Source organism: Paenibacillus sp. Y412MC10, from assembly GCF_000024685.1.
In the GTDB taxonomy this organism is placed as follows: Bacteria; Bacillota; Bacilli; order Paenibacillales; family Paenibacillaceae; genus Paenibacillus_AQ; species Paenibacillus_AQ lautus_A.
Window position 1 is genome coordinate 3,545,768 of sequence record NC_013406.1, and the last position, 25,299, is coordinate 3,571,066.

Sequence of the window (25,299 nt, forward strand, 5' to 3'; positions counted from 1 at the left end):
TCAACTCGGCTATCATAGTGACCTCGTATCTTTCTTTGTAAGTCAGCATATTTCTACATCGTCTTCACGTTATCCTGCCCGATAGCTCAACGACAGAAGGAGCAGCTGCCATGATGGCAAATTGCTCCTGCACTATGAATGCTGCCTTGGTGCGGTTCTTGTTAATTGTTTTTTATGTAATCCCTGTTTTCAAACAAATCTTGAATTTGGGTACTCAATTCCTCATTGTGGATGTAATAATGCCCGCCCTGCGAATTAGGAGTAAATCCGAGCTTAATCTCGCGACCTTCCCGCAAAGATACCGTGTACAGAAAGCCGCTCCTGTCTTCTTGGTTAGGATCAGGCTCGAATTTCATGTCTTTCACTTGATCGAGCCACGCTTGAATCTGTTTTTTGTTAGTGAACAATTTCCGTTCACCTGAGCTGCCGTCCGTAATCTCAATAGAATCTACATTAGCAATATCCCCTGGGTAAAGTTCTTGCAATTTCTTTGTAGTCAGATTCTCAGTCTGAGGTTTGCTGCAAGCTATGATCGCAAGCACTATGAGTAGCAACAGTAAAATGCACCATAATTTCCTCATGTTCCACCCCTTGTTTTTGTACATAGACGTACTCAGGGCAACTTAGGTTGCTCTCAACATAACTGCCCGTTAGCTTAATGAAATTGCATGGGAACATAGTAAGATATTTATCTAATCGGGAATCGGCTCATGTTCTTGTCCATTACGGCAATCGGTACAAGTTCTTGTCCTCGACTCGGGACAAGAGCTTGTACCGATAAAACAAAAAAGCCGCTAAAATAGCGACTCTCAATGGGAACAAGATCTTGTCCCGCGACATTTGACCATTTACTTCAACCATTACTCCATATGGAGTAATTTTTTCTAACTCACTCCAGCAGTTGGCCTCCCAAGAACTATTGAATACTGCTGGGCAGTTGTCCCGCAACGAGAACTGGCATTCGACGAGACGCTCAGACAATGTCTGGTCGTCGCAGCCCCGTCCACCGACAAGGTGGACGGGGCTTTTTCTTTGTCCAGACGTAAGTACCACTCACCCTCTACGATCGTGATCTAAAGCATCTCCGTTTCTGCAAGCGAAAGTTCCGTCAGAAGCGCGTTCGCTGCCAGCATCGACACTTAGTAAACTTTAAAAAGTCTCATCTATGTCGAACCCTTTACTTCTATAAACTTAGGCCTTTTTTCTGAACCTCATATATTCATCCGTTTTCATCGATATGAATGCGTGTCGATTATAAACCAATTATTATTCGCATCATTCCTTATTCTATCGTATTTTTGTTATATTAAAACGTAAACAATTGTACCAATTATAGATAAGGCCATCATCGATAGTGAAATAATATGTTTTTGTGAACTTCGAATATATTTCCATTGAAAGATAGATCGAACACCGAACACTAGAGTAAGTAATATGCCAATCCAAACATATTGATAAGGAGGTTCTTTAACAAAAATAACTGACAAAATTATGGCAATTCCCCCAATCACGACGAACCACCTATATGGGATAACACCATCCGTGTCTGATATCTTCTCATCTGTTTTGCTGATACCTTTATCCAGAACAAATTGAATCACAGCTGCGATAAATAATACAATAGCAAAATTCATTAGCATCTCCTTCTTTTTCTATTTGTAGTGTATTATTTTGTTTCAAACTAGATGTTTCTTTTATGGATATCTAAAACTAAAGAGTAAATTCGGAGAATCAAGCCTATTAACAATCCTAATTCTAGAATCAATCCTAATGCCCCCAAGGATATTAAGATGTAAGAAATTACACAACCTAATATTGTGAATGCTAAAAGTTTCATCATCTGGTCTCCTTTGTATTGGTTAGTTAACTATTGATCAGCTAGAGAAAAAACACTTCCTAAGTATAACAACACCTATCTAGATGAAATAGTTATGGGTCCTTCTAAGGGGTGAGATCGAGTGCGGGGTGAAATCATATCGGGAATGTAACCAAGTTCTTGTCATCAGTCGAAAATGTTATCAAGTTCTTGTCATTGTATTTTGACAACAACCTGATAACCATAAATATATGAAGCCGCATAATTGGTATTATCCCCTTTTAGTAGACAAGAGAAAAAAGACATCTGTTAAGATGGACTTAATCTTGCCTAACGAAGGGGATTTTTTCATGGCTAAAAAAGGACAAACTTACCAACGGTACTCCTTGGAATTAAAATTGGAGGCGGCCCGGCTGGTCAACGAATAACATATGAGTATTCGTGAAGTAGCAAAACGTTTAGGTATTCAAAATAAATCTCAAGTACAAGTATGGGCGGCGAAAATGAAACGTGGAATGAGCCTAGAACCTGCCACATCCAAACGGGGACGCCCCAGAACGAAGTTTTCCAGTATGGAAGAAGAGATGGCATACTTGCGAGCGGAGATTGAATATTTAAAAAAGCAGTATCCAAATCTACACAAGGAGTGACGAGTAAAGCTGCTAGATTTCAGATCATAGAGGACTTGCGAGTACGCCATCGTCTTGTTTGGCTCTTGAAGTTAACCGCGGTTTCCCGTTCAGGCTATTACAAGTGGAGAAAGAGCTTGCAAGCGGCAAAAGAACGTAGACAAAAGCAGCATGAATTGGAATCGCATCTGCTTGCCATCCATCGCATGCATCCCTACTTTGGTTATCTTCGAATGACGGTAGCTTTACGGAGGGAAGGCATTAGGGTCAACCACAAAAAGGTGTATCGATTAATGAAACAATTAGAAATCTGTTCTGTCATTCGGAAGAAGCGTCGATTCTTTGGAAAACAAGCTTCCGTGGTGAATCCGAATCGGCTTCAGCGCCAGTTTAAGGCGGATACGCCACGAACTAAACTGGTCACAGATATTACCTATATTCGTGCTGGAGAACAATTTGTGTACCTGTCTGTGATTCAGGATTTATACAATAACGAGATTGTAGCTTGGCAACTTTCGGAACGAAATGACCTCGCTTTGGTTCATGAAACGCTGGATAGACTCCGTCAGCACGTGGATGTGAGTGGGGTAATCCTACACTCGGATCAAGGATTTCAATACACGTCAAAACCATTTAACCGTAAACTGAAACAACTCGGCATGCTAGGCAGTCACTCTAGGAGAGGAAATTGCCTGGACAATGCCTGTATCGAGTCTTTCTTCTCTCATTTAAAAACCGAGAAAATATACTTGAATGAAGCAGCGAACAAAGCTGAGGTTGAACAGCAAGTGAGTGAATACATTCTGTTCTATAACCAGAACCGATTCCAGAAAAAATTAAACGACCGTTCCCCGGTAGAATACCGGGAAACGGCCGCAGCTTAAATCTTGTCTTTTTTGTACTGTCTACTTGACAGGGTTATGACCAAATCAGCGGCTTCAATGTTACTATGTTTTTGTCACCCGACTTGTGTTTTATCCCTATTCTGTTGCTTGGTTTTACTTAACAATGGGTTGGACTAAATGCAGTTATCGTATGTATTCCAAAAGCTACTCTGAGAGTTCTGATCTAAGTTTCCAACGCAGATGAAATTACCTCCTCAATATAGTTTCTTGAGTATTGAATGAACACGCAGTCTCTCAACTTCTTTTGAAAGTTCCATTTGCAATTCCGTTATTAACATCAGTTTTTTACTTTCTTGTGATTCAGGATTTTGCTCAAGCTTTTTGAGCATTTTTGGCACTTCCCATATCGAACGCAAGGCAAATGCAGCTAGGAATCCGAAACGAGGCAGGTCTTCGTCTCCATCCCACCCAGTCTTCCTCATCCCTTTCATATAAGAAGTAATAAATAATTCAAGGTACATCTTGAAATGTTCAATCGGTACCTGGCCCCGACTAATACTTAAACCTAAGAACCGACCTAAATCCTCACCGATTCCTGAAATACTTGTGAATTGCCAATCAATTAAGGTTAGTTTCCCCTCTTGTTGTTGAACAGAATTTAACATGATATTCATCTCATAAAAGTCCTGGTGAGCAAGTGTTTTGGGAAGTAGCTCGATACTATATAGCCAATCGTTGATCCATTTTTCAAGTTGAGTAAATTGGTCCATTATAGCCGCCACTCTTTGATCAGATAACAAAATGCGTTTAGAGTGAATATCAGGCTGATATTGATATGCATAACACTCATTTAACCATGAACGCATCCATTGCTGATTTACCCAGTGGAATTCCGGTAACGGCTTTCCAAGTAGGTAAGCGGCTTGAAACTCCCCAAGCTTTTCTGTTACGAAACCATAATCATCCCACTCCCATTGCCGCTGGTCTTGCTCTATATCCTCAATCCATAGCCAAACGGATCTATTGTCTTTTTCATCAATAGCAAAACACTTAGGAGTCAGTATATTTTGGGGTAAATTATCAAGCAATCCAGAACTGTATGCCAAGATCTCTCGCCGCCAATAATTATAATGAGCTGGGTCCTCACGCAAGGGATCGGGATTGATTACTTTCAGAATAAATGACCAAGATTGTTGCGCCCCACTATCTATTTCGGTTGTCCCAGATATCCGGTAGACCCCACCTGTCACAAAATTCTTGTCAACTGCACCGATCGAATTGCAGGACCAGTTCGTAATGATTCCTTTTTCAGAGTGAAGATAGTTGTTTGATAAGGTTCGAAGCCAATCTGTATCTATCATTTCTGAGATACGTTGTATGTCCATACGTCTCTCCTTTCCTTAACTATTGAACAAGTTATTCAGGTTCCTTTTAATATTCCACCAAACATTGTAACTAACCTGCCCGTTAGCTTAATGAAATAGCGATTGGAAAATGATTAAATATATGAATAACCGGTAATCGGAACATGTTCTTGTCCTTTTCGGCAATCGTTACAAGTTCGTGTCCTCGAACCGGGACACGAACTTGTAACGATATAACAAAAAAGTCGCTAAATTAGCGACTTTCTATGGGATCATATTCTTGTCCCCCGACAGTGTGGTAGAACCATGATGATTAGTTTTTATTCTGTCTTGCTTTAGCCACTCTCGGTAATTGTTTCTCAATAATGGATAATACATTTGAAATCAAATGTTCGCTCGGACTTTTGTTGTCTTTTAAAAGTGCATATATAAGGTTCAAGAAAGTCTTAGCATCTTTCTCTGTTAAATTTTTGATTGATTCCATGGTGTTATCATTTGGAATTTTTTCTTCATTCGTCTCCATAATTTATTCCTCCATCTTTAAATATCATTTATTTCTTCCGTTACAAAATATTAATGCGTTGTTTCCATGCTAGCTCCCTTGTTTAAAACGTTTCCAGTGGTTGGAAAGTTGATTTATTGTTTCCCGTTAGTTTAATCACCTATTGTTAGCTGCTCTTCGTAGCCCTTCTTCATAGAACGCTTTATTTGCTTCGACCCAAGCAATTTTTAATGCCTCTTCTGGTTTGAACAGCCCTCTTCCGTTTGTTTCATAAGTATTTTGAAAATCATCAAGCCTTATGATTCTTGCAGAATAGAAGACCATATAGCTCTCTGGATATGGATACTTATATTTCTCTGGCTTGTTATATAGTCTTATCAATTCATATCCGAGAACGTGAGGAGATTCAATCAAAGCACCTGTCTCTTCATAAAGTTCCCTTTTCATTGCCTCCATTGGCGTTTCCCCAGGTTCAATATGCCCTCCAGGTATATCCCATCCTCTTTCATTCAAATTAGTTAATAACAATGCGTCTTCTTGAAATGCAAGCACAAACGAGCACGTTATTAATTCTTGATGAGGAATAATTTCAGACAATACTAATTGTGTTTCGTTAGGCAACGGGAGCCCTCTAACGTTTTTTTCTTCTCTGATAATTTTCATTTCAAAATTTCACCTCTTCAATACATTGGAATTTAAAGCAATACTTTAGAGTCACAAAATTTCCAAAAAACTGCCCGTTAGATTAATCAAGGCAGCTGATCAATCTGACAAGACTGCCTTCGTGTCTTTGTTAAACTAACATTTTGCAATAAGCTTAATTGATTAGAGTCTTTTGGCGTTATTGAATCTATATATCCCATATCCTGTGAAGTCAGAAGCTAATATTGCCTCCTTAAGCGGATATAAATTTGATGTGATTCTTAATTCAATTCCTTTTTGGAGTAATCTCTCCAACAAATTCTCATATTTTTCAACTGATTTGGGTTTTACTACTTGGCGAGAAATGTAGTAGCCAGCTGTTTTATCAAAAAGCTCAAAACCCTCATCGTCAAAACGATATCGAAATATGATCTGCTTTGATATCCTCGTATACCAGTCACTTTCTTCTGTAACTATGGTATTGGCGATTGAATTATTAAAGAAGAGTTGTAAATGTTCGTCCGTTGTCGCCTCATCTTTCCTACACACAATTCGGGGACAATCCCTAGGGAAATAGTACCTATACTCGTGCTCTTCATCAAGTGCTCAAACTACCGCAGGAAAATCCGGACGATTTTGCTTCTCTTTTGGTACAAATATATTGATACTATCGTCTTCACTGAAGTGAAAAAGCATGTGCGCCCCCTCATACCATTTATTGTTATATTCCATAAAAATATTGAATTATCCTGCCCGTTAGCTTAATGATATTGCATTGAACATAGTTAGATATTTAACTAATCGGTAATCGGTTCATGTTCTTGTCCTTTACGGCAATCGGTACAAGTTCTTGTCCTCGACTCGGGACAAGAACTTGTACCGATAAAACAAAAAAGCCGCTATTTTAGCGACTTTCATTGGGAATATGTTCTTGTCCCCCGACATTCCAATCTGACTCAAACCGCCCCTCGTCGCTCATACGGCACTTCGTCAGTTTAACCATTTCCGTAAAATATGTATCCACGCGGCTGCTCATTTGATTCGTAATTTGTCGGCTCATTTCATTGTGTTGTCCTGAATCGTCAGCGTGGTCATGCGATACCAGTAAAATCCCACCCCTGTCAGTAGTATGCATAGAATGACAAACATAACGATAATCTTTTTGCTTATCGAAAAGGATCTCATGGTTCCACCCACTTGTCGGTTGTTCACAACCTCATTGTATTGGCTTCCCTGCCGGTTAGCAATAACTCTCGTGAACCATTTATTCGTTTTAGATTGTAGGGCTCCTATCGCGTTCTAAAATAATAAACATTTATTTGTCTATCGCATTACCGATCTTGCATGCATAAGCTAAGTATTATTAATAGAGGAGGTGAAGACGCTATGTCTAAGTTTCTTAGCTATCTCGGCGGAGTCATTGGTGGTTTCGGCCTAATTTACGTCCCAGTTTCGGAATTACTGTCAAGCCTGGAACCTGTACTTGACACAGTAGGCATCATATCTGTGATTGTGTTCTCCATCGCCTTAATCGTCAATGGTGTGCGTTCCTTGATAAGCAAAGCGTAACGGATTATCTCGCTACTAAGATAGAGATATATTGACATTTGGGAATAGGGTGCCCAGAGAATCTATGAAAACAGGGAGCAGCCTGCCGCGCGGCGTTCTGCTCCCTAGTTATTGCACTTTCGTTTCCCGATAGCTTATATATCGTGCATCACAACTTATGTCCATTACAGCAACATGACAGAATATTGTAAGTTCCACATAATTGGTAAATTACACCTATTGGGAGGGCTATTAGATGTACCAATTGTTCATATCAATCAATCGGTTAAGATTCATAATCATAGTCTCCTTTATACAATAATTAGGCTTCCAATTGCCTCCTTAAAATCTTTAATTGGTGCAATGACTGACTATTGTATGGATGACCTTGATGATGCTGACAATGCGCCTTTATTATAGTACAATCTCTACATCCAATTTTGTAGGTGATTGATAATGCTAGTGCTTGAGCTGAAAGTGCCCCCATTCCCCCTGCTAGCCACGGTCGGCCATACCCTTATGGCCGCCGGGAATTGTCCATGCAAGGCGTCAATTTGATGTTTTTGACATTATTATTTGCGTCAGTGGCACACTCTATATGGAGGAAAACGGCATTCAATATGAAATCAAAAAAGGCATGGTATTGGTGCTTGAGCCTGGAAAAATGCATCGCGGCTATCGCCCAACTGATACAAATACGGAGGTGTATTGGATTCATTTTGAATATCCGCTATTGTCGAAGCCTGTGCTAGTCGATAAAAACAATTGGCAGCAGCCTCTGCTGAACAGGACGGACCAGGATACCGAGGCTCCTCCAGGCATGGTGTACATCCCCAAATTTACCGGGATAGATTTGCGTACGGTCGTCCCCCTTCTGAAGGAAATGATAAAAGTGCACAGCATCCTTTCAGCATACCGCTCCTACGAGCTGCAAATTTTATTTGGCCGATTCCTCATTGAAATTCAAAGCAGCATGAAAAAAAGCAGCCCACAGGCCCGATCCCTTTTACTTGGGGAGAAAGTTGCCTCCTATTTGGCAGATTGCTTAGAAGATCCTTTTGATTCCGTACAGATGGAGAACGACCTGCATTACCACTTCGATTATTTGGCGCGCTGTCTGAAACAGTATTCGGGAATGAGTCCTCTGCAATACAGGCATCGTCTCCAGATCGAACGTGCTAAACAGCTACTAGCGAATTCAGAAATACCTTTAATCCAAGTCGGTGAACAATGCGGATTCCGTGACAACAATTATTTTACGCGCCTATTCAAACGCCAAACTTCGTTTACACCTGGAGAGTACCGGAAGCGGTATCAGGTATTTCGAGTGGATTAACACAAGAATAAACGTCCTCCCAATTGAAAAAGCGCTGCTACCATTCAATGGTCAAGCGCTTTTTTAAGCTGTGTGCTTCGTTAATAATGATCAAGTTATTTTCTAATCAGCCAGTTTGCTGGAATACTTTGGAGTTCCACCGGATGACGATATCGTTTTCCGATTTCTTTAAAACGTTCTAACACATTCGCATCAAACAAGCCGCGCTGATCTGGAGCTCCATTTAATAAAAATGACACGTTATGGTTGTTCGCATCCTGTACTTTATCCAATACCCAATCAGTGGTTTTGAGTTCCATTTTCGTATCCGAAGCTCTCCAAAACCACGTTTCAGTTAAGATATTGCAGCTCGCACCAGGACCTACAAAGGATTCTTCAATTTCTTGCCCAGCAGCATTTTCATAAAAAACGATATCTGTATGATCCAAAGTCGATTCACAGCTAATATTCATCAATAAGCACTGAGGCTGCAAACTTTTCACGAGTTCATTAATTTCTTCAAACGGAAGGTCCTCATAATTAGGGCCTCCCCAATGGGCGTTCCATCCGTCAATGATCAAAAACGGAAGTTCGCCATAGTTTGTCAGCAATTCTTCGATTTGATTTTTAATGAACCGCTTATCTTCCGCTGTGCATTTTTTTCGACCGATTTGATGATGCAAGTCTAGCATAGAGAAATAAAGACCCGCATTAATACCTTCCTCCCTAAATGCATCAAGATATTCTTTGACGACATCTCTTTTGTCGGTTGCATTACGGATGCAATGCTCCGTATATCGGGTAGGCCACAAGCTGAATCCTTCATGATGCTTTGCTGTCAGTGCAGCGAATTTCATCCCCGCGGATCTAGCCGCTTTCGCCCATTGCGCACAGTCCAACTGCTCAGGATTCCAGAGTTTTGGATCAAATGGGAATCTGCGAGGTTCATCATGATTCTCATGCCCGTATTCCCAATCCTTAATTTCCGTTTCAGCAAACTGAAATGTAGCACTATTAAAGTGAATAAACATCCCAAGTCTCTGATTCACAAACCATAGTTGTCGTTGTACCAAATCATGATTATCCAAATGATAACCTCCTCTAATTGTCCGGTGAATACTCACCATCATATGATATCTACCACTTTAATGGATTATCATCCTTGATACATCAATCAAAAACGACATTTTACCATACAATTTCTACTTTTCTTTAGGATTTTAACGATTTATTTATTCTCGCGGCGAGGTAACGAACCCACTGAAACTCAGCAGTAATCAGATGCTTATCTAATCGAAAATCGGCCTATTATTTTGTCCTTTAAGGCAATCGGTACAAGTTCTTATACTTGGCACTGGACAAGAACTTGTACCGATACAACAAAAAAAGCCGCTAAAATAGCGACTTTCAATGGGACTATGTTTTTGTCGCCCAACATTCTCTGGGTTTAAGAAGGATAATTAATTTGTCTGTTTGGATATCGTCCCGAAATATTCCACAACTACCTCACGGAATTCGAGAGCAGCCCGCGAAATGTACCGACTCCTATGCCATAACAAAGCTATCTCCCGTACCAATTCATGATTCTCTACTTTGAGATATTTGATATGTTCCCCAGAATACCTTGCCGTACTTGGTATAAAGGCTATGCCAATTCCCGCTTCTACTAGAGAACTTAGCCTTGCAGGTTCGTCACCCTCATACACATATGTAGGTACAAATCCAACCGATTTGCATATAGAATCCACCAGATCACGAGTACCGTAGCCTCTTTTTACACCAACAAAACATTCATCCCTTAGCTCAGTCAAAGATATGCTGTTTCGGTTAGCAAGCCGATGCCCTGTGGTAACAGCTACAAGAATCGGGTCGATGAACATGATTTGACATTCAATGTCTTCCCCTTTTATAGGAGGTGAGGACAAGCAAAAATCAACCTCTCCTCTATGAAGAAGCGTAACCATTTCCTGCGTGGTGAGCATTTGCACATGAAATTGGATATCGGGACGCTTGTTCCGAAACTCTCGAAGGATCTGAGGCAATGTGCTTGCGGTGGTCACCGCCAATTCGAGTGTGCCATGTTCTTGGCTGGACACATCGCTAATCTCCTGCTTCCCCTGTTCCAATTCAAACAACGCCCTTTCAGCACGGCGATAGAATCTGCTTCCAAACTCATTCAATCGCAGTTTCCTCCCTATTCGATCGAATAACGGGACCCCCAAATCCTCCTCCAAGCGCCCAATCGTTTTGCTTAGTGACGATTGAGTGACATGCAGACTTCGTGCTGCTTCAGTCATATGTTCCAAACGAGCTACCTCGAGAAAATATTTCAGTTGAAGAAGTTCCATTTCACACTCTCCTTTCATTCCCTTGAGTCAATGAAATCATAACATAAAATGCATTGGAATAAATAAATGATTTCAAGTACGATGATGACACTAACATACAGATCGGAGGGATAAAAATGAGTATTCGCAATAGGTGGTTGATGATCTCCGTTGGACTAGGGATTCTATTGAACCCATTGAATTCTTCAATGGTTTCAGTTGCTATTCCAAGGCTACAAAATGTGTTCCATCTCGACTTTACAGTGGTATCCTGGATTATTTTTTCGTTCTACATTGCGAGTGCTATCGCTCAACCGATCATGGGAAAAGCCAGCGATTTATTCGGTCGGAGGAGGATATTTCTTAGCGGACTTGTTGTATCCTTCGTTGCATCATTATTAGCTCCACTATCGCTAAACTTTGGTTGGCTCATCGTGTTCCGCATTGTACAATCCATCGGAACAAGCATGATGGTTGCAGTTGGAATGGCCATTGTGCGAATTCATATTAGGGAGAAACAAGCAACTGCACTGTCAGTCTTGTCCATATTCCTATCCGGAGCGGCAGCGGTTGGCCCCTTCATTGGCGGGGTCATCATTCACTGGTGGAGCTGGCCTGCTATTTTTTTGGTTAATATTCCGTTCGTGGTGACAAGCTTTCTATTAGCTTGGAGGCATATTCCTAAGGATGATCCGTCTACGACATCCGTTGCTCGCAACATGTCCTTTCGCAAATGGTCTGATTTGATTGATGCGCCAGGAGTTCTGCTATTCACCGTGGGTCTGGTTGCTCTGCTCGTTGGAGTATTGTCCGCAAAATCATCTGGTCAAATTTCATTTAGTAACGTTATTGTCGGGCTGATTGGCTTCGTTGGATTGGGAGCTTTCGTGCGACATGAGTTAAAAGCGAAGGCCCCCTTTATTCCTTTACGCACATTCGCTAAATATCCTGCAATGACTTGGGTCAATGTCGAATTCATGGTCGTTAACTTGCTTTTTTACTCTCTCTTTTTCGGGCTTCCGTCCTACTTGCAAATCGTACGTCATGTCAGCGAGTTCCATACCGGGATGCTCATGCTAAGCTTAGGCTTGTGCTCGCTCGTTGCTTCTCCAATGGCAGGACGATGGATCGATAAATCAGGACATCGACCAGCATTGCTTATGTCCGGAATGCTGATGACATTTGGGTCCGTATGGATCGTGATCATGACACTGGATCAGACTTCACCGGTTATCAGTGTGTGTCTGGCTTTAGCTGCATTCGGCATTAGCAACGGGTTAAACAGTGTCGCTATGCAAGCGGCCTTATTCAAAAGTTCACCAAAAGAAATTATAGGTGTAGCATCTGGAATATTTAATACCTCAAGATACCTGGGAACCATTCTCTCTTCATTACTCATTAGCAGCGTAATGGGAGATAACTTCAGCTTCGAGGGATTTCGAGTACTTGGGATTATCCTCACGTTATTTGCATTGTCCTTGTTATTCGTTAATTTGCGTCAGAACTTGTACCGATATAACAAAAAAAGCCGCTAAATTAGCGACTTTCAATGGGTCCATATTCTTGTCCACCGACAAGAAATCTCATTAAGAACTACTGCCCTAGTTGAATAACACTGCTCGTTAATTAAGATCATTCCACCCAGCACGGTTTAGTATGTCTCTTACAAAATCGCTTTTTGCATTTGTATAACCGGAACGGTCACCTTTAAATTGTTTAACAAGCATTTGTTTCAACTGACTGTATCTTTTTGCGTCTACCGGATGATTTCTCAAGTAGTCTCGAAAAAGAATATGACGCTTATACTCAGCATTGTCAACAGTACATAAATAAAGGTGATGCCAATCTACATCTCTTGGCGGGAGAAAAGCTTCTCTTCCTGGTATCCCTAGATCTCCTTCATGAACATAGCCTAGATTTGCAAGTCTTTTAACAGCAACAAGAATATCTGATTGTGTAGGGACTACCACATCTATATCAACAATTGGCTTTGCTGCTATTCCTGGGATTGCAGTGCTTCCAACGTGCTCTATAGTGACCTTAAGATCACTTAATACTGGGAACACAAAATCCCTTAACTCTTCAAATTTTTTAACCCAATTAGGATTGTACTCAACAACGATTAGCTTGGTGCCCATCAAACATCCTCCTAATCCATAATAACTACCTCTTCTATGATTATCAGAATCATTGATGGCGTTAAATCATTACGAAAATTGAACATTGCCTGCCCGACAAACCATTCCATGCTATTTTCAACTAACCTTTCTCGTTAGTTGAATGGCAGGGCTATCAGAATATTGCCCGCTTCGCGAACCATTGATTCAAATCGACAGACCCTTGTACTCCTAACAAACGGTAGAAGTAGCGGTACACCTTGCGATATTTAGATAAATCGGGGGGATCCAGGATTGTCGAATAACCATTAAGGAAAGAAGCTGCAGATAACTCATCCAGCACATACTCGAGTCCGACAAAATCAAATTCACGTGGGCCTATCGCATAGGCTTCAACATCGACGACCGCAGACAGCATCCCGTCTTGAATTAAGAACTGAGACGGATCCAGATCAATAAACACAGGACAGAAGTGATCCGGTACAGGCAGATTAAAAAGCTCACTGATAATAGCATCGACCTGCATCTTTATATTGCTATCATTCTTATAATCGCGCTCGACAAGCTGCCGAATGGTTTGGGACATACGAGCATGAAAGGATTCTTTTCGATCAATTTGGCCGGAGGAAAGGTTCCCGAAGTAATCGTAACGATTTAAATGCACTTGGGCCAGCCAGACACCTAACTGATGAAGAAGCGCATCAGATTGCCCGATGAATGACCGAAGTGCCTTTCCATTCATTTTCTCGACAACGAGATATTCCTTATTTTCGATAACTTCACGCGCATACACCCGAGGTGCCGGAATTCCCGAAATAGCACCGAGCATGGCAACGTTTGCTTCGAAATGTCGCATTCGTCTGGGATCGATCCCGAATAGATCGAGACACCCCCACCAAAACTCACGTGTCGGTGCCTCGGTCCATCTGGACGAACGCACGACACGCTCCTCCCGAGCTGTTTTGACCAACCACACATCGCTGGCATGCCCGGAATAACCAGGATCAAGATATGTGATCCGTTCGATCGGTTCGCGAAAGAGTTGCTGGAGTTTAGACTCGATAGCCATGGATGGAACTCTCCTCGTTAAAATGTTATTGTACCTTCATTCTTTGTACCCACTTATATTCAATTAATATATTCTACAAATTTCCATTTTAACCTGCCCGTTAGTTAAACAAAAGCAGCCGATCCACGTGGATCGGCTACCTTCTTGTTCTTATTGAGCTATCGTGTCCCGTTAGCGAAATAGTTAAGCTTTTGCAAAGCTCCAGCCTTTATAGGCTCCATACTTTTTACCGAACATACTCATGAGATGCGTCTGATAATCAATAAGAGCTAAGGCTTGTGTTTTGGTAGCTATAAACGTAAACTGATCATCCGTAATAGATAAGCGCCGAATCGCGAATGACGTTAATGAGATTTCTCTTTCAAACTTATCGGCGTTTTCGGACGGAATCTCAAAATGATGCAATATATGACAGGTATTAACTCGCCTTAGATTTATTCCAGAATCAGAAACCTTTTTGTTATCAAGTGTCCACCGAAGTTTTTTTTCTTCGTCCGTTTCAATGATACCGGCGAGTCCCTCATCGAAAATGCTGTCAATTTCGTAGCGGTTATAATCCAGGATCCATTTTCGGTGTAGATGGTAGAGTGGCAGAAGAGCGCTTTTGTCGGAACTGAAAACATCACAGCCCCGATCGTCATACATGTGAAACAAAATGTCATTTGATTTGTTGTATAGGTAAATCCGCCCACCGGATGTCGGTTTACGCTTGAAGTCGACATTTTCAATGGATTCAAGTACATAAGGCATACGTAATTCTTTAGCTTTAACTTCAACAATCCATTCTCTTGTGTAAAGCTCGTCATCCGATTCATCGAACTCATATGGCAAAGTGCGCGATTGCATTAGCCTTAATCGCGTTGTGAAAAAGCGCTTTAAGTGGATCTTTTGAACTCGTTTTTCACTCTTACTATGGCTAGTGCGATGAATAAAAATCACATCGTCTTCAGAACCAAAAATTGAACGATAAATGGCTAGTGCACGACGAAGACTCTCCCTTCGATATGCTTCATCCATCAAGCTGTCGAGTCCTAGTTCAAAACGAATGTAAGGACCATGCGCTTTCATTTCTTTTATAATATTCACCACGTATATCCCTTCGTTTTAAAGTCTTACTAAGTAGCTGCCTACATGTCTTGATTGAGCTATCGTTTCCCGTTATTCAGCGCTATCCATTTATTTGAATATTATAGAAAATCGTCGATCAACGAAAATCCATTGATGAGCCGCATCCTACTATCATTCAGAAAATCGCGAGTCCAATTATCCGGCTGACGTAAATTCCAGCACAGTCCCCACTCTTCATGATCGGCCCTACGAATTGAATATTCATTTGATAAATCAAAAAAATTTATGTCTTCAGACCAATTAACTAGTTGCACACGTTATCCCCCTAAATAAATGAGTTCGTGATTTGCAGTGATTGTAAATTAAGTAGAGTTCTCACAATTAAAATAATAACAGAACGTTAAATGTGGTTTCTTGTACAAATTAATTATATTTAAACTAATCTGCTCGTTAGCTTAATGAAATTGGAAAAACAGTTAGATATTTATCTAATTGGTAATCGGACTATGTTCTTGTCCTTGGCTCGGGACAAGAACTTGTACCGATAGAACAAAAAAGCCGCTATTTTAGCGACTTTCTATGGGACCATGTTCTTGTCCCTCGACATCCGCCCTCAGACTTGTCGGACAATATTCCACTGCACCTTTAGCGTTGATTTCGTGACGGGAAGATCCCCGGCCACGCCTGAATTCATTTTTCCAATGAATAAATTAAGTTGTTGATAACTCTACCATCCTGCTGTCCCACTTACAAGATCATATAGAGAAGTTCTATCCTCGCTTCTTGATTCCCTATTAGAGCCCTTAATCCACGGTGATTATGGCAGCGCAAAAACCACGATCCACGGATTCGAATCGTGGCGGCTCATTTCAAGATCACGTTTCTGGGGACCAATGCGTCAGACAACCTGCCCCTGCCGCTCTGCCGGTGCAGCCGAATATCGGGCCAGCTCTGCCTGCAGCTCGTTCAGCGCGTCATCCAAGCGCTCTCTGAGCTGCTCCGTTATGTCGTAACCGCCGAGTTCTAGTCGGGTGACCCACTGATCTACGGCAAACACCCCGCTGAGAATGTTGGTCCCTCCGAGTGCGGATACCACCGGCTTCAGGGCATAATCCACGGCAAGCAAATGCGCGATCGTGCCTCCGATAAAGAGCGGGAGCACAACCTTACCCTGCAGGCCTTTTTGGGGAAGGAGATCCAGAATCGTCTTCAACGCACCCGAGTAGGAAGCTTTATACACCGGGCTTGCAATGATTACGGCAGCTGCTCCTTCAACGGCTGCGATAGCCTGCTTGATGGCCGGACTGTTAAAATCGGCCCGCAGCAAATCCTCAGCCGGGAGATCCGCTGCCGAGACGAATTCGATCTCGTAGCCGGCAATGACCAGGCGGTCCTCTAAGTATTGCGTCAGTCCGAACAAACGGGACCCTTGAGTCGGGCTTCCTGCTATAAATGCAATTTTTGTCATGGTCTTCCTCCTTATTCGTAAACGTCATGTACGGCTAAACGTACCCATATTCGCGTCCCATGCACCAGGACATCCTCATCCAGATCGAATCGGGGCTGGTGTATCGCATGCATGATTCCCCGATCCGGATTCCCGCAGCCGATGAATCCATAGGCACCAGGGACCTGATCCAGGTACCAACCGAAATCCTCGCCCGCCAAGCTTGGTGGATGGAGCCCCTGCACTTGCTCCTCACCCAGCACCTTCCCTGCGGCTTGCGTCATACGACGCAGCGCGGCTCCGTCATTGACTACGGCCATCCCTTCTCTCAGCTCCAGCTTATAGCTGCCGCCTGCTTGGTCTGCAATGGATGCGGCCAGACGCCTTAGGCCTTCCGTAATCGTCACCACGATGTCATTCCTAAACGCCCGGAAGGTTCCCGTGAGCTCGCTGTGCGCAGTGATGACATTGATTGGAGCTATCTGCATGAAGCGTGCCGAATGCCAGCACCGCCGCTTCAGACGGATCCACCCGGTTGGCCATCAGGGCATTGACCTCCGTAACGTAGCGTGCCGCCATTTGGAGTGCGTCAAAGGCCAGGTGCGGGGAACTGTGATGTCCCGGCGTTCCATAGAAATTTACTCTAAAATGGCTTGACGCCGCCATGGCGTAACGGGTATGGACCCCGAACGAACCGACGGGCAGCTCAGGCATCATATGGAGGGCATAACATTGATCCGCATGCTCCAGCACGCCATCTTCGATCATATCGCGTCCGCAGGCATGCATCACTCCCTCATGCCGAGAGCGGTAAGGCACGTCGTTCTCCTCCCGGATCGGATGGGCATCCCGGCTCGAAGCAGAAGGGTCGGGTCGCTCCCTGCCGTTCCGTGAAGCGTGCCGACCACCCCCATCCCGAAATGTCTGCCCACATTCCGCCTGACCTCAATCCCCCAAGACTCCAAGAGATCTGCATCCAGCTTCGAGGTGAGGAAGACATCGTGCAATAACTCGGGATACTGATGAAGGTCCCTCCGTATCCTGGAGAGCTCTTCCCGAAGCTCCCCCGCAAAAACCATCATTACTTCATGCTCTACAGCAGCCTTCATTCGCGTCATCTCTTAGGAACGGACAGCGACTGTCTGAGCCTTGCTGTACCGGTTCTCGGGCACGGGCAAGCCCAAATTGCCGCGCAGCGTGTCGCTCTCGTACTCGGTTCTGTAGATGCCTCTCTCCTGCAGAACCGGCACGACATGATCCACAAAATCCTCCAGCCCGTTCGGCACCGCTGCGGCAATCATGAAGCCGTCGGCTGCCCCGGCTTCGAACCAAGCCTGGATCTTGTCTGCCACCTGCTCCGGCGTGCCGATAAACCCGCCGCGCGGCGTGGCGGACTGCAGCGCCACTTGCCGAAGAGTAAGCCCCTTCTCCTTGGCATCCCTTTTGATTTTGTCGGTACTGCTCTGGAAGCTGTTCTTGCCCAGATCGCCCAGTTCAGGGAACGGCTCATCCAGCGGATACTGGGAGAAATCGTGATGCTCGAAGAATCGGCCGAGATAATCCAGGGCATTCTCGATGGTCACCAGGCTGGCCACCTCCTCATATTTGCGCTCGGCCTCCTCCGGCGTGCTGCCGATGATCGGGCTGATGCCGGGAAAGATCAGCACATCATCCGGATTCCGGCCGAATCCCGCCGCCCGCGCCTTCACGTCCTGATAAAAGGCTGCCGCATCCTCCACAAACTCATGTCCGGTGAATACCGCGTCGGCTTCCTTGGAGGCATAGTTCTTGCCGACCTCGGACGCTCCCGCTTGAAAAATGACCGGCTGCCCCTGCTTGGAACGGGCGATGTTCAGCGGCCCCTTCACGGAGAAGAACTCGCCTTCGTGATTCAGCGCGTGCATTTTCTCCGGATCGAAGAATACGCCCGTCTCCTTGTTCCGCACGAAGGCATCGTCCTCCCATGAATCCCACAGACCCCGGGCAACCTCCAAATACTCCGTTGCAATCCGGTATCGCTTATCGTGCTCCGGATGCTCCTTCTTGCCGTAATTCAAGGCAGAACCCTCCAGCGGTGAGGTAACGATATTCCAGCCTGCGCGTCCGTCGCTGATCTTGTCAAGCGACGCGAACTGCCGGGCCACGGTGAACGGCTCGCTGTACGAGGTGGACAACGTACCGACAAGACCGATGTTTTTGCTGACGGCGGCCAGAGCGCTCAGAATGGTGATCGGCTCAAAGCGGTTCAGAAAATGCGGTATCGATTTTTCGTTGATATACAAGCCGTCCGCGATGAAGATCAGGTCGAACTTGCCCTCTTCGGCTTTCTGAACCCACTGCTTATACAGATCAAAATTGACGCTTGCGTCGGGCTGCGCATCCGGATGCCGCCACATGGAGGTTCCTCCGCCCACACCGTGCAGGAGCGCCCCCAATTTCAATTGTCTTTGCTTTGCCATGTTCCATTCCTCCTTATCGATCTTAGCGCCATCGTCTCACACGGGAGCGGCAGCCAGTTTAATGCGTTCGATCTGCCCGAGATGATTCTGTACGTGACGGGTAAAACCGCTGACGATATCCGAGACGCTGACGGTCTCCCCTTTGAAATTGATGCCGGTTTTGGCCGCATCGGCCGCGCTCAAACGACGAAGCAACAAGCTGTTATAGTGCAGCAGCGCCCGGAATGCTTCCAAAATATCCGCGGCTCTGCCTTCGTTCGAATATTGGCCGCTGACCCAGGCATCCTGATTAAACGCGGGCAGCTGGGCCGTCGTTCCGGCCAGAATGTCCCGGATTCGGAACGAGATCACGATGCTGTGATCCACCAGATGGGAGAGCACCTCCTGTACGCTCCATATGTGCGGTGCCTGCTTCCATTGGAGCTGATCCTCGCTAAGGCCGGCGACGGCGGCCAGCAGTTGATCATGCGTATTGACAAAGGCTTCAATAGGGAATTTGCTCATTCGATCTCCTCCAATACAAACTCGATAATGACCTGCCCGTTAGAAATAACAAGGAACTGCCCTTCGCATAACGCTACCGTTCATGTTCAGGAACACTTCACGGTGATGCATGAAATATGAACTAGGCTTCCATTTGAACGACAGTAACAAAAGAACTCCTTATCGCGAAGTCTCCCCGCCGGCGTGGTAATGCCGGAGCGCCCGCTCCGCCAGCCTCGTGAAGAAATCGATGCTGACCGGAATCGCCCGCTCATCCAGATCAAAAGCCGGATGGTGCCACTCCTGCGTGCCCGCCGTTCCCATGAAGACAAACAACCCGGGAACCTCGCGCTGGTACACCGCAAAATCCTCCCCGGCCGGCGAAGGAACCGGTATCACCGCCTCATATCCTGCTTCGGCAGCAGCGGCATAACCGAGCTCCGCCAGCTTGCGGTCGTTATGGACCGGCGGCGGTCCTTCGATCCAGCGCACGGCAGCCGTCGCTCCGAAAGCTGCCGCCACGCCTTGGACGACTTGGCCAAATCGTTCGAGCACCTGATGCCTGACGTCGTCGTCAAAGGTGCGGATGGTCCCTTCCAGCAGCGCTTTATCCGGAATCACGTTCCACGCGGTTCCGCTATGCAGCTTCGTCACGCTGATGACGGCACTCTTCAAGGGGCTCACATTGCGGCTTACAATGGACTGGAGGGCCGTAATGATATGCGACGCGGTCACGATCGGGTCAAGGCCCGCTTCGGGTACGGCCGCATGGGACCCCTTCCCCGCCACTTCAACCACGAAGCCGTCGGCGGCGGCCATCAGCGGACCTTCCTTAATGCCAATAGTCCCAACAGGCAGGTCCGGCTTGTTATGCATGCCGAAGATCGCCTGCACGCCTTCGAGCGCCCCGCTGTCGATCACCTGCTTTGCGCCCTTGGCCTTCTCTTCCGCCGGCTGAAAGATCAGCCGGACGGTTCCTCTTAGCTCCTGCTCCCGCTGCTTCAGCGCATACGCCGTCCCGATCAAGGCAGCCGTATGAAAATCGTGCCCGCAGGCATGCATTTTGCCGGGAATCGTCGAGGCGTACGGGAGTCCCGTCTCTTCATGGACCGGCAGGGCGTCGATGTCCGCTCGCAGCGCTATGATCGGCCCCTCTTGAAATCCGCCGACTTCGGCGATTACGCCTGTGCCCAGCGGATACCCCGCGACCCGTATCCCGGCTTCCTCAAGCCAGCCCCGGATCAGCTGCGTCGTCTCAAACTCCTCGTTCGACAGCTCCGGGTACCGGTGGAGATGGCGCCGGATCTCAATAAACCGTTGAATGTCGATGTCTGTGGATATAACATGGCTTGGCATTCGTAAAACCTCCTAAATAGTCACGGATCTATGGCCGGATCCATTATGCCTCTGCAGGAACCTCAGCCAACGCCTCGCTCAGCAGCTCGAATGAGCGGATTCGCTTGGCAAAAGGCTGGATATTGCTGGTGACGATGATCTCGTCAACGCCCGAAGCCTGCTGAAGTCGGAGCAGCTGCTCGCGCACGACCTCCTTCGTCCCCTTAGTAATGAACGGCTCCTGTTCCTCAATCGTGTACGGCTCGCCTGCCTGGCGACCGAATTCTTCGGCCTGTTCCCTCGTCCCCAGCGTCAGCGTCCGGCCGCTGGCCAGATGAATCTTCACCAGCTTCAGCGATCCTGCCAGCTCCGCCGCTTCCTCCTCCGAATCGGCCACGATCACGGACAGGGCGACAAGAATCTCCGGTTCCCTGCCATGGGAGTAGTCAAACGTGCTCCTGTAAACGCGAATGGCCTCCAGCGCTGCGGATTCATCCCCGTTGATGAAGAGGGAGAACACATAGGGCAGACCGAGTCCGGCCGCAATTTCCGCGCTGCCTGCGCTGGCACCCAGGACGTACAGCTCAGGCGCGGTCTCCGGCAGCGGAGCGGCGCGAAGCCCGGCGAGCGGATGATCCTCCTCCAGTGTGTTATGAACAAATTGGCGAAGCTCGACGATTTTATCCGTTAACGACGCGTCCTCCTGCACGCCCCGCTGCAGCGCCTGCGTGCTGCGCGGCAAACCGCCCGGGGCGCGCCCGATGCCCAGATCCACGCGTCCCGGCGCGAGCGCAGCCAGCACGTTGAAATTCTCCGCTACCTTGTAGGGACTGTAATGCTGCAGCATGACGCCGCCGGACCCCACGCGGATGGTTTGGGTTTTGGCTAACAGGTACGAGATGAGCACCTCCGGCGAAGACCCCGCCACATGGTCCGAATCGTGATGCTCGGATACCCAGAAGCGCCGGAAGCCGAGCTCCTCCGACTTTTTGGCAAGCAGCACGGTGTGCGCGAACGCCTCTGCTGCCGTTTCCCCGGGATATATTGGACTTTGGTCAAGCACGCTTATCGTAATCCCCATATTGGTTGGCCTCCTAAATGCTATAGTTAAGCTCAGGCGTGATCCGCTTCAGGAACTGCTTGGTCCGTTCTTCCCGCGGATGATGGAACAGATCGGACGGGGGCCCCTGCTCCACGATCACGCCTTCGTCCATGAACACGACGTGGTTCGCCACATCCCTCGCGAAGCCCATCTCATGCGTTACCACGATCATGGTGATCCCCTCCTTCGCGATTTTGCGAATGACCGCAAGCACCTCGCCGACAAGCTCCGGGTCGAGCGCCGACGTCGGCTCATCGAACAGGATCACCTCCGGCTCCAGGGCAAGCGCCCTGGCAATGCCCACCCGCTGCTGCTGTCCGCCCGAGAGCTGACTCGGGTAGGCATCCAGCTTATCGGCCAGACCCACCTTTTCGAGCAAGGCGATGCTCTTCAGCCTTGCCTCGGCCTTTGGCATTTTTTTGACGACGACCAGGCCTTCCATCACGTTCTCGATCGCCGTCTTATGCTTGAACAGATTGTACTGCTGAAACACCATGGCCGATCTTTGGCGTAGTTCATGAATCTCCTTCTTGGTGGCGCGCTTGCACTGGACACGGTAATCGCCGATAGCAATCTCGCCGCCATTCGGCTTCTCGAGATAATTCACGCAGCGCAGCAGCGTGGTTTTGCCGGAACCGCTCGGCCCCAGAATGACCACCACTTCCCCTTTGTTTATCGTCAGATCAATGGATTTCAGCACCGCGTTCTTGCCGTATGACTTTGAAATATCGGTCAATTGAATCATGCGACGCCCCCCCGATTGTAGAGATTGATTCGTCTCTCGAAGATCGCGGTCAGTCTTTCGATGAGAAGCGTAAGCCCCCAGAAAATAGCTGCCGCCGCCAAGTACGATTCGAAGAACTTCCAGTTGGTCGAAGCCACGATCTGCGCCTGCGCGTTAATGTCCACAACCGACACGGTAAATGCCAAGGTCGAGCCATGAAGCATGCCGATCACCGAATTGGAGAGGTTTGGCAGGCTGACTGCCAAGGCTTGGGGGAATACGATCCTCCGCAGCGCCTGCCACGTCGTCATGCCGATCGAATAGGCTGCCTCCAGCTGCCCCCGGTTGACCGCGAGCAGGCCGGAACGGATCACTTCGGACATATACGCGCCTGCCGTAATCGAGAATGATATGAACGCAAACCAGATCATCGGGATGGAGGATGACTTAAAGCCCCAGCCCATCTGGGCGGACAGCGCATCCACCAGCACCGGCAGGCCGAAATAGATCAGCAGCAGATGCGTCAGCATGGGAGTGCCCCGGATAAAAGTCACGTAGGCAGTGGCGATCTGGCTGAGCACAGGCACCTTATAGATCCGGGCAAATGCCGCAATAAGCCCGATCATAAATCCGGCCGTGACCGATACGGCGGTGATCAACAGCGTTGTCGGGATCGCGGACAGCAAGTTTACAAATGCCGTCCATATGAAGGATGGATCGATTTTCACAGCTCCGCGCCTCCTTTTTCAGGTCTTATTCCGGCGATGATACGGCGGTAGGATAATTTCTCTTGTATACGGAATCTCTTGCGCGCCGCCGACTCCGGAACCTCGTGGCGCATCAGGCGCCGCTCCGCACGCAGCAGCAGTTTCTCAAGCGTGAAGCTGATGACAAGATAGATGAAAGCCAGCGCCAGATAAGCTTCGATAAAATGCTGGGTGATATTGCCCAGGGTTTGCGCTTTTCCCGTCATCTCCATGAGCCCGAGGGTAAACGCCAAGGAAGTATCCTTCAGGAGGGCAATCACCATATTCGAAAATACCGGAACCGCGATCGCGAGCGCTTGAGGGAGGACGATCCGAAGGAAGGCTTGATGTCCCTTCATCCCCATGGCGTACGCCGCTTCTACCTGGCCTCTGTCCACCGCCGTTACCGAAGCCCGGATCATCTCCGACATGAAGGCTCCGGTATGAAGCCCGTAAGTCAGGATCACGAATACCATGACAGGCGCCCGGGACAGGTCGATATGAACCAGCTTCAGCATCTCCGGCAGACCGTAATAGAACAAGAAGAGCTGGATCAGAATCGGCGTTCCCCTGAAGAACGAAATGTACACCATGGAGAATGCGTTCAGCATCGGGATCCGGTAGAGGCGAGGAAGGGCAACCAGAAATCCGACGACGATTCCCACCAGCAGAGAGCCTGCCACGATCAGCATCGTGACGCCTAACGTCGACAAGAGCTTGGGCAGAAAGCTAAATACGTACGAGTAATCGAACGGTGCACCCATGGACCCCTTCTCCCTTCTACTAGGTTTATCTCATCATGGATTCGACGACGTGAAGTCGTCGCCCAGCCATTCCTTGCTCAGCTTGGTCAGCGTTCCATCCGATTTCAGCTCTTTGATCGCATTGTCAACCGCATCCGACAGCTTCTGGCTCTCCGGGTCATCCTTGCGGAATACGAACAGGATGTCGGCCTCCGACAGGTGGTCGCCCGTTGTTTTTAGCTTTCCTTGCGGGTCGATTAGCGGCAGCGTAAAGTCCGCCCCTACGGTTGCATCCACCCGGCCCGTCGTAATCTGGCTCACGGTATCATTCGCCGCGCCGTTCTGATAGACAATGTTGATCGCATTGTTATTGTCCTTGTTGTAGTTCTCCAGAATCTGAGCAGCCGCACTGGTTGCACCGGTCAGTACCTTTTTGCCCTTCAAATCATTCAGCGATTGAATGGAGTCGTTCTCCTTGGCGACGATGATCTTATTCCGCCAGTAGGCGTAAGGCTCTTTATTGAATAGGTACTTTTCCGTTCGCTCCGGATTCTTCTCCATCTGGTGGGCTACAAAATCAATTTTCTTCGTTTCCAGGCTCAGCAGCAGATTGGAAAACTCTTGGGTCTGCAGCTCGAACTCATACTCCGGCAAACGTTGATCAATCTCCCGTACCAGTTCAACGTCAAAGCCGGTCAGCTTTCCGTTCTCGTCAATAAAGCAGATTCTAGGAAAGGCCGTGCCCGTGCCGACAACAACCTTCGTTACTTTTCCTTCTGCAGCGTTCGCCGTGCTATCTTTTTGCGCCTCTCCACTCTTCGTGCCTGTTCCGCATCCGGCAATCACCCCTGCCAATGCGATTACAACGGCTGCCACGATTGATTTCTTCACGACCTCATCCCCCTTCAATCTTGTCCCGATTCGTAAATTAATAATTCCTATAGTTTTAGTAAGAATTATGTTGTCACTAACTTTACCGCGATTTGGGAAACGCGTCTAATAGAGTTTTTCTATTCAT

24 protein-coding genes and 2 pseudogenes are annotated in these 25,299 nt (G+C 46.9%); 3 read left to right on the plus strand and 23 right to left on the minus strand.

The window, feature by feature from the left end; genetic code table 11:
• Nucleotides 1–161: 161 nt before the first annotated feature.
• The gene (locus GYMC10_RS15290; protein ID WP_036662941.1) at nucleotides 162–581 is read right to left on the minus strand and encodes a hypothetical protein; all 420 of its coding nucleotides are present in this window, start codon (nucleotides 579–581) and stop codon (nucleotides 162–164) included.
• 720 nt (nucleotides 582–1,301) lie between these two features.
• Complete coding sequence (locus tag GYMC10_RS15295) at nucleotides 1,302–1,634, minus strand: DUF4181 domain-containing protein (protein WP_015735322.1); 333 nt, start codon at nucleotides 1,632–1,634, stop codon at nucleotides 1,302–1,304.
• Between the two features lie 532 nt (nucleotides 1,635–2,166).
• Here GYMC10_RS15295 and GYMC10_RS32110 point away from each other — a divergent pair.
• Nucleotides 2,167–3,329, plus strand: a pseudogene (locus GYMC10_RS32110) (IS3 family transposase).
• A gap of 215 nt (nucleotides 3,330–3,544) precedes the next feature.
• On the opposite strand, the gene GYMC10_RS15310 reads toward GYMC10_RS32110, so the two are convergent.
• From GYMC10_RS15310 to GYMC10_RS33290, 4 genes and pseudogenes are all read right to left on the minus strand, one after another.
• On the minus strand, nucleotides 3,545–4,675 hold the full coding sequence (locus GYMC10_RS15310) for a phosphotransferase (protein ID WP_015735325.1): 1,131 nt from the start codon (nucleotides 4,673–4,675) through the stop codon (nucleotides 3,545–3,547).
• Nucleotides 4,676–4,967: 292 nt separating this feature from the next.
• Nucleotides 4,968–5,177, minus strand: a complete 210-nt coding sequence (locus tag GYMC10_RS15315; RefSeq protein WP_015735326.1) for a hypothetical protein — start codon at nucleotides 5,175–5,177, stop codon at nucleotides 4,968–4,970.
• A 135-nt stretch (nucleotides 5,178–5,312) separates the two neighbouring features.
• Nucleotides 5,313–5,819, minus strand: a complete 507-nt coding sequence (locus GYMC10_RS15320) for an NUDIX domain-containing protein (protein WP_015735327.1) — start codon at nucleotides 5,817–5,819, stop codon at nucleotides 5,313–5,315.
• A 162-nt stretch (nucleotides 5,820–5,981) separates the two neighbouring features.
• Nucleotides 5,982–6,392 (minus strand): annotated as a pseudogene (locus tag GYMC10_RS33290) (DUF6886 family protein); the annotation flags it as partial.
• A 1,486-nt stretch (nucleotides 6,393–7,878) separates the two neighbouring features.
• Between GYMC10_RS33290 and GYMC10_RS15335 the strand changes: the two are divergent.
• Nucleotides 7,879–8,682 (plus strand): AraC family transcriptional regulator, encoded by an 804-nt coding sequence (locus tag GYMC10_RS15335; protein WP_261979747.1) that lies wholly within the window; start codon nucleotides 7,879–7,881, stop codon nucleotides 8,680–8,682.
• Nucleotides 8,683–8,777: 95 nt separating this feature from the next.
• Here the strand turns inward: GYMC10_RS15335 and GYMC10_RS15340 are convergent, their stop codons facing one another.
• Nucleotides 8,778–9,749 (minus strand): alpha-L-fucosidase, encoded by a 972-nt coding sequence (locus GYMC10_RS15340; protein WP_015735330.1) that lies wholly within the window; start codon nucleotides 9,747–9,749, stop codon nucleotides 8,778–8,780.
• 372 nt (nucleotides 9,750–10,121) lie between these two features.
• Nucleotides 10,122–11,009, minus strand: a complete 888-nt coding sequence (locus tag GYMC10_RS15345) for a LysR family transcriptional regulator (protein WP_015735331.1) — start codon at nucleotides 11,007–11,009, stop codon at nucleotides 10,122–10,124.
• Nucleotides 11,010–11,125: 116 nt separating this feature from the next.
• Between GYMC10_RS15345 and GYMC10_RS15350 the strand changes: the two genes are divergently transcribed.
• The gene (locus GYMC10_RS15350) at nucleotides 11,126–12,523 is read left to right on the plus strand and encodes an MFS transporter (protein ID WP_015735332.1); all 1,398 of its coding nucleotides are present in this window, start codon (nucleotides 11,126–11,128) and stop codon (nucleotides 12,521–12,523) included.
• Between the two features lie 87 nt (nucleotides 12,524–12,610).
• Here GYMC10_RS15350 and GYMC10_RS15355 read toward each other — a convergent pair whose 3' ends face one another.
• The 15 genes from GYMC10_RS15355 to GYMC10_RS15420 all read right to left on the minus strand — a co-directional run bounded on the left by GYMC10_RS15355 (nucleotide 12,611) and on the right by GYMC10_RS15420 (nucleotide 25,172).
• Nucleotides 12,611–13,126: a GrpB family protein gene (locus tag GYMC10_RS15355; RefSeq protein WP_015735333.1), complete on the minus strand. Its 516-nt coding sequence runs from the start codon at nucleotides 13,124–13,126 to the stop codon at nucleotides 12,611–12,613.
• Nucleotides 13,127–13,280: 154 nt separating this feature from the next.
• Nucleotides 13,281–14,174 (minus strand): phosphotransferase, encoded by an 894-nt coding sequence (locus tag GYMC10_RS15360; RefSeq protein ID WP_015735334.1) that lies wholly within the window; start codon nucleotides 14,172–14,174, stop codon nucleotides 13,281–13,283.
• Nucleotides 14,175–14,357: 183 nt separating this feature from the next.
• Nucleotides 14,358–15,260 carry a DUF3885 domain-containing protein gene (locus GYMC10_RS31600; protein WP_144374244.1) on the minus strand — a complete coding sequence of 301 codons (903 nt, stop codon included), beginning with the start codon at nucleotides 15,258–15,260 and terminating at the stop codon, nucleotides 14,358–14,360.
• An 880-nt stretch (nucleotides 15,261–16,140) separates the two neighbouring features.
• Nucleotides 16,141–16,710, minus strand: a complete 570-nt coding sequence (gene ssuE, locus GYMC10_RS15375) for an NADPH-dependent FMN reductase (RefSeq protein ID WP_015735336.1) — start codon at nucleotides 16,708–16,710, stop codon at nucleotides 16,141–16,143.
• 11 nt (nucleotides 16,711–16,721) lie between these two features.
• Nucleotides 16,722–17,099, minus strand: coding sequence for a M20/M25/M40 family metallo-hydrolase (locus GYMC10_RS32990; RefSeq protein WP_049788700.1), 378 nt, complete (start codon nucleotides 17,097–17,099; stop codon nucleotides 16,722–16,724).
• Between the two features lie 10 nt (nucleotides 17,100–17,109).
• A complete protein-coding gene (locus GYMC10_RS32995; protein ID WP_261979261.1) occupies nucleotides 17,110–17,508 on the minus strand; it encodes a hypothetical protein in 399 nt (132 codons plus the stop codon).
• Nucleotides 17,478–17,798, minus strand: a complete 321-nt coding sequence (locus GYMC10_RS33000; protein WP_049788702.1) for a hypothetical protein — start codon at nucleotides 17,796–17,798, stop codon at nucleotides 17,478–17,480. Before GYMC10_RS33000 ends, GYMC10_RS32995 begins: the two co-directional genes overlap by 31 nt.
• A 12-nt stretch (nucleotides 17,799–17,810) precedes the next feature.
• Nucleotides 17,811–19,148 carry an LLM class flavin-dependent oxidoreductase gene (locus GYMC10_RS15385; RefSeq protein ID WP_015735337.1) on the minus strand — a complete coding sequence of 446 codons (1,338 nt, stop codon included), beginning with the start codon at nucleotides 19,146–19,148 and terminating at the stop codon, nucleotides 17,811–17,813.
• 36 nt (nucleotides 19,149–19,184) lie between these two features.
• A complete protein-coding gene (locus GYMC10_RS15390; RefSeq protein WP_015735338.1) occupies nucleotides 19,185–19,652 on the minus strand; it encodes a DinB family protein in 468 nt (155 codons plus the stop codon).
• A 159-nt stretch (nucleotides 19,653–19,811) separates the two neighbouring features.
• Nucleotides 19,812–20,987, minus strand: a complete 1,176-nt coding sequence (locus GYMC10_RS15395) for a M20 peptidase aminoacylase family protein (RefSeq protein WP_015735339.1) — start codon at nucleotides 20,985–20,987, stop codon at nucleotides 19,812–19,814.
• Nucleotides 20,988–21,030: 43 nt separating this feature from the next.
• A complete protein-coding gene (locus GYMC10_RS15400; protein WP_015735340.1) occupies nucleotides 21,031–22,047 on the minus strand; it encodes an LLM class flavin-dependent oxidoreductase in 1,017 nt (338 codons plus the stop codon).
• Nucleotides 22,048–22,060: 13 nt separating this feature from the next.
• Nucleotides 22,061–22,813, minus strand: a complete 753-nt coding sequence (locus GYMC10_RS15405; RefSeq protein WP_015735341.1) for an amino acid ABC transporter ATP-binding protein — start codon at nucleotides 22,811–22,813, stop codon at nucleotides 22,061–22,063.
• The gene (locus GYMC10_RS15410; RefSeq protein ID WP_015735342.1) at nucleotides 22,810–23,520 is read right to left on the minus strand and encodes an amino acid ABC transporter permease; all 711 of its coding nucleotides are present in this window, start codon (nucleotides 23,518–23,520) and stop codon (nucleotides 22,810–22,812) included. The genes GYMC10_RS15405 and GYMC10_RS15410 overlap by 4 nt, the downstream gene beginning before the upstream one ends.
• Nucleotides 23,517–24,302 (minus strand): amino acid ABC transporter permease, encoded by a 786-nt coding sequence (locus GYMC10_RS15415; RefSeq protein ID WP_015735343.1) that lies wholly within the window; start codon nucleotides 24,300–24,302, stop codon nucleotides 23,517–23,519. Before GYMC10_RS15415 ends, GYMC10_RS15410 begins: the two co-directional genes overlap by 4 nt.
• 33 nt (nucleotides 24,303–24,335) lie before the next feature.
• Nucleotides 24,336–25,172, minus strand: coding sequence for a transporter substrate-binding domain-containing protein (locus tag GYMC10_RS15420; protein ID WP_015735344.1), 837 nt, complete (start codon nucleotides 25,170–25,172; stop codon nucleotides 24,336–24,338).
• Nucleotides 25,173–25,299: the final 127 nt, after the last annotated feature.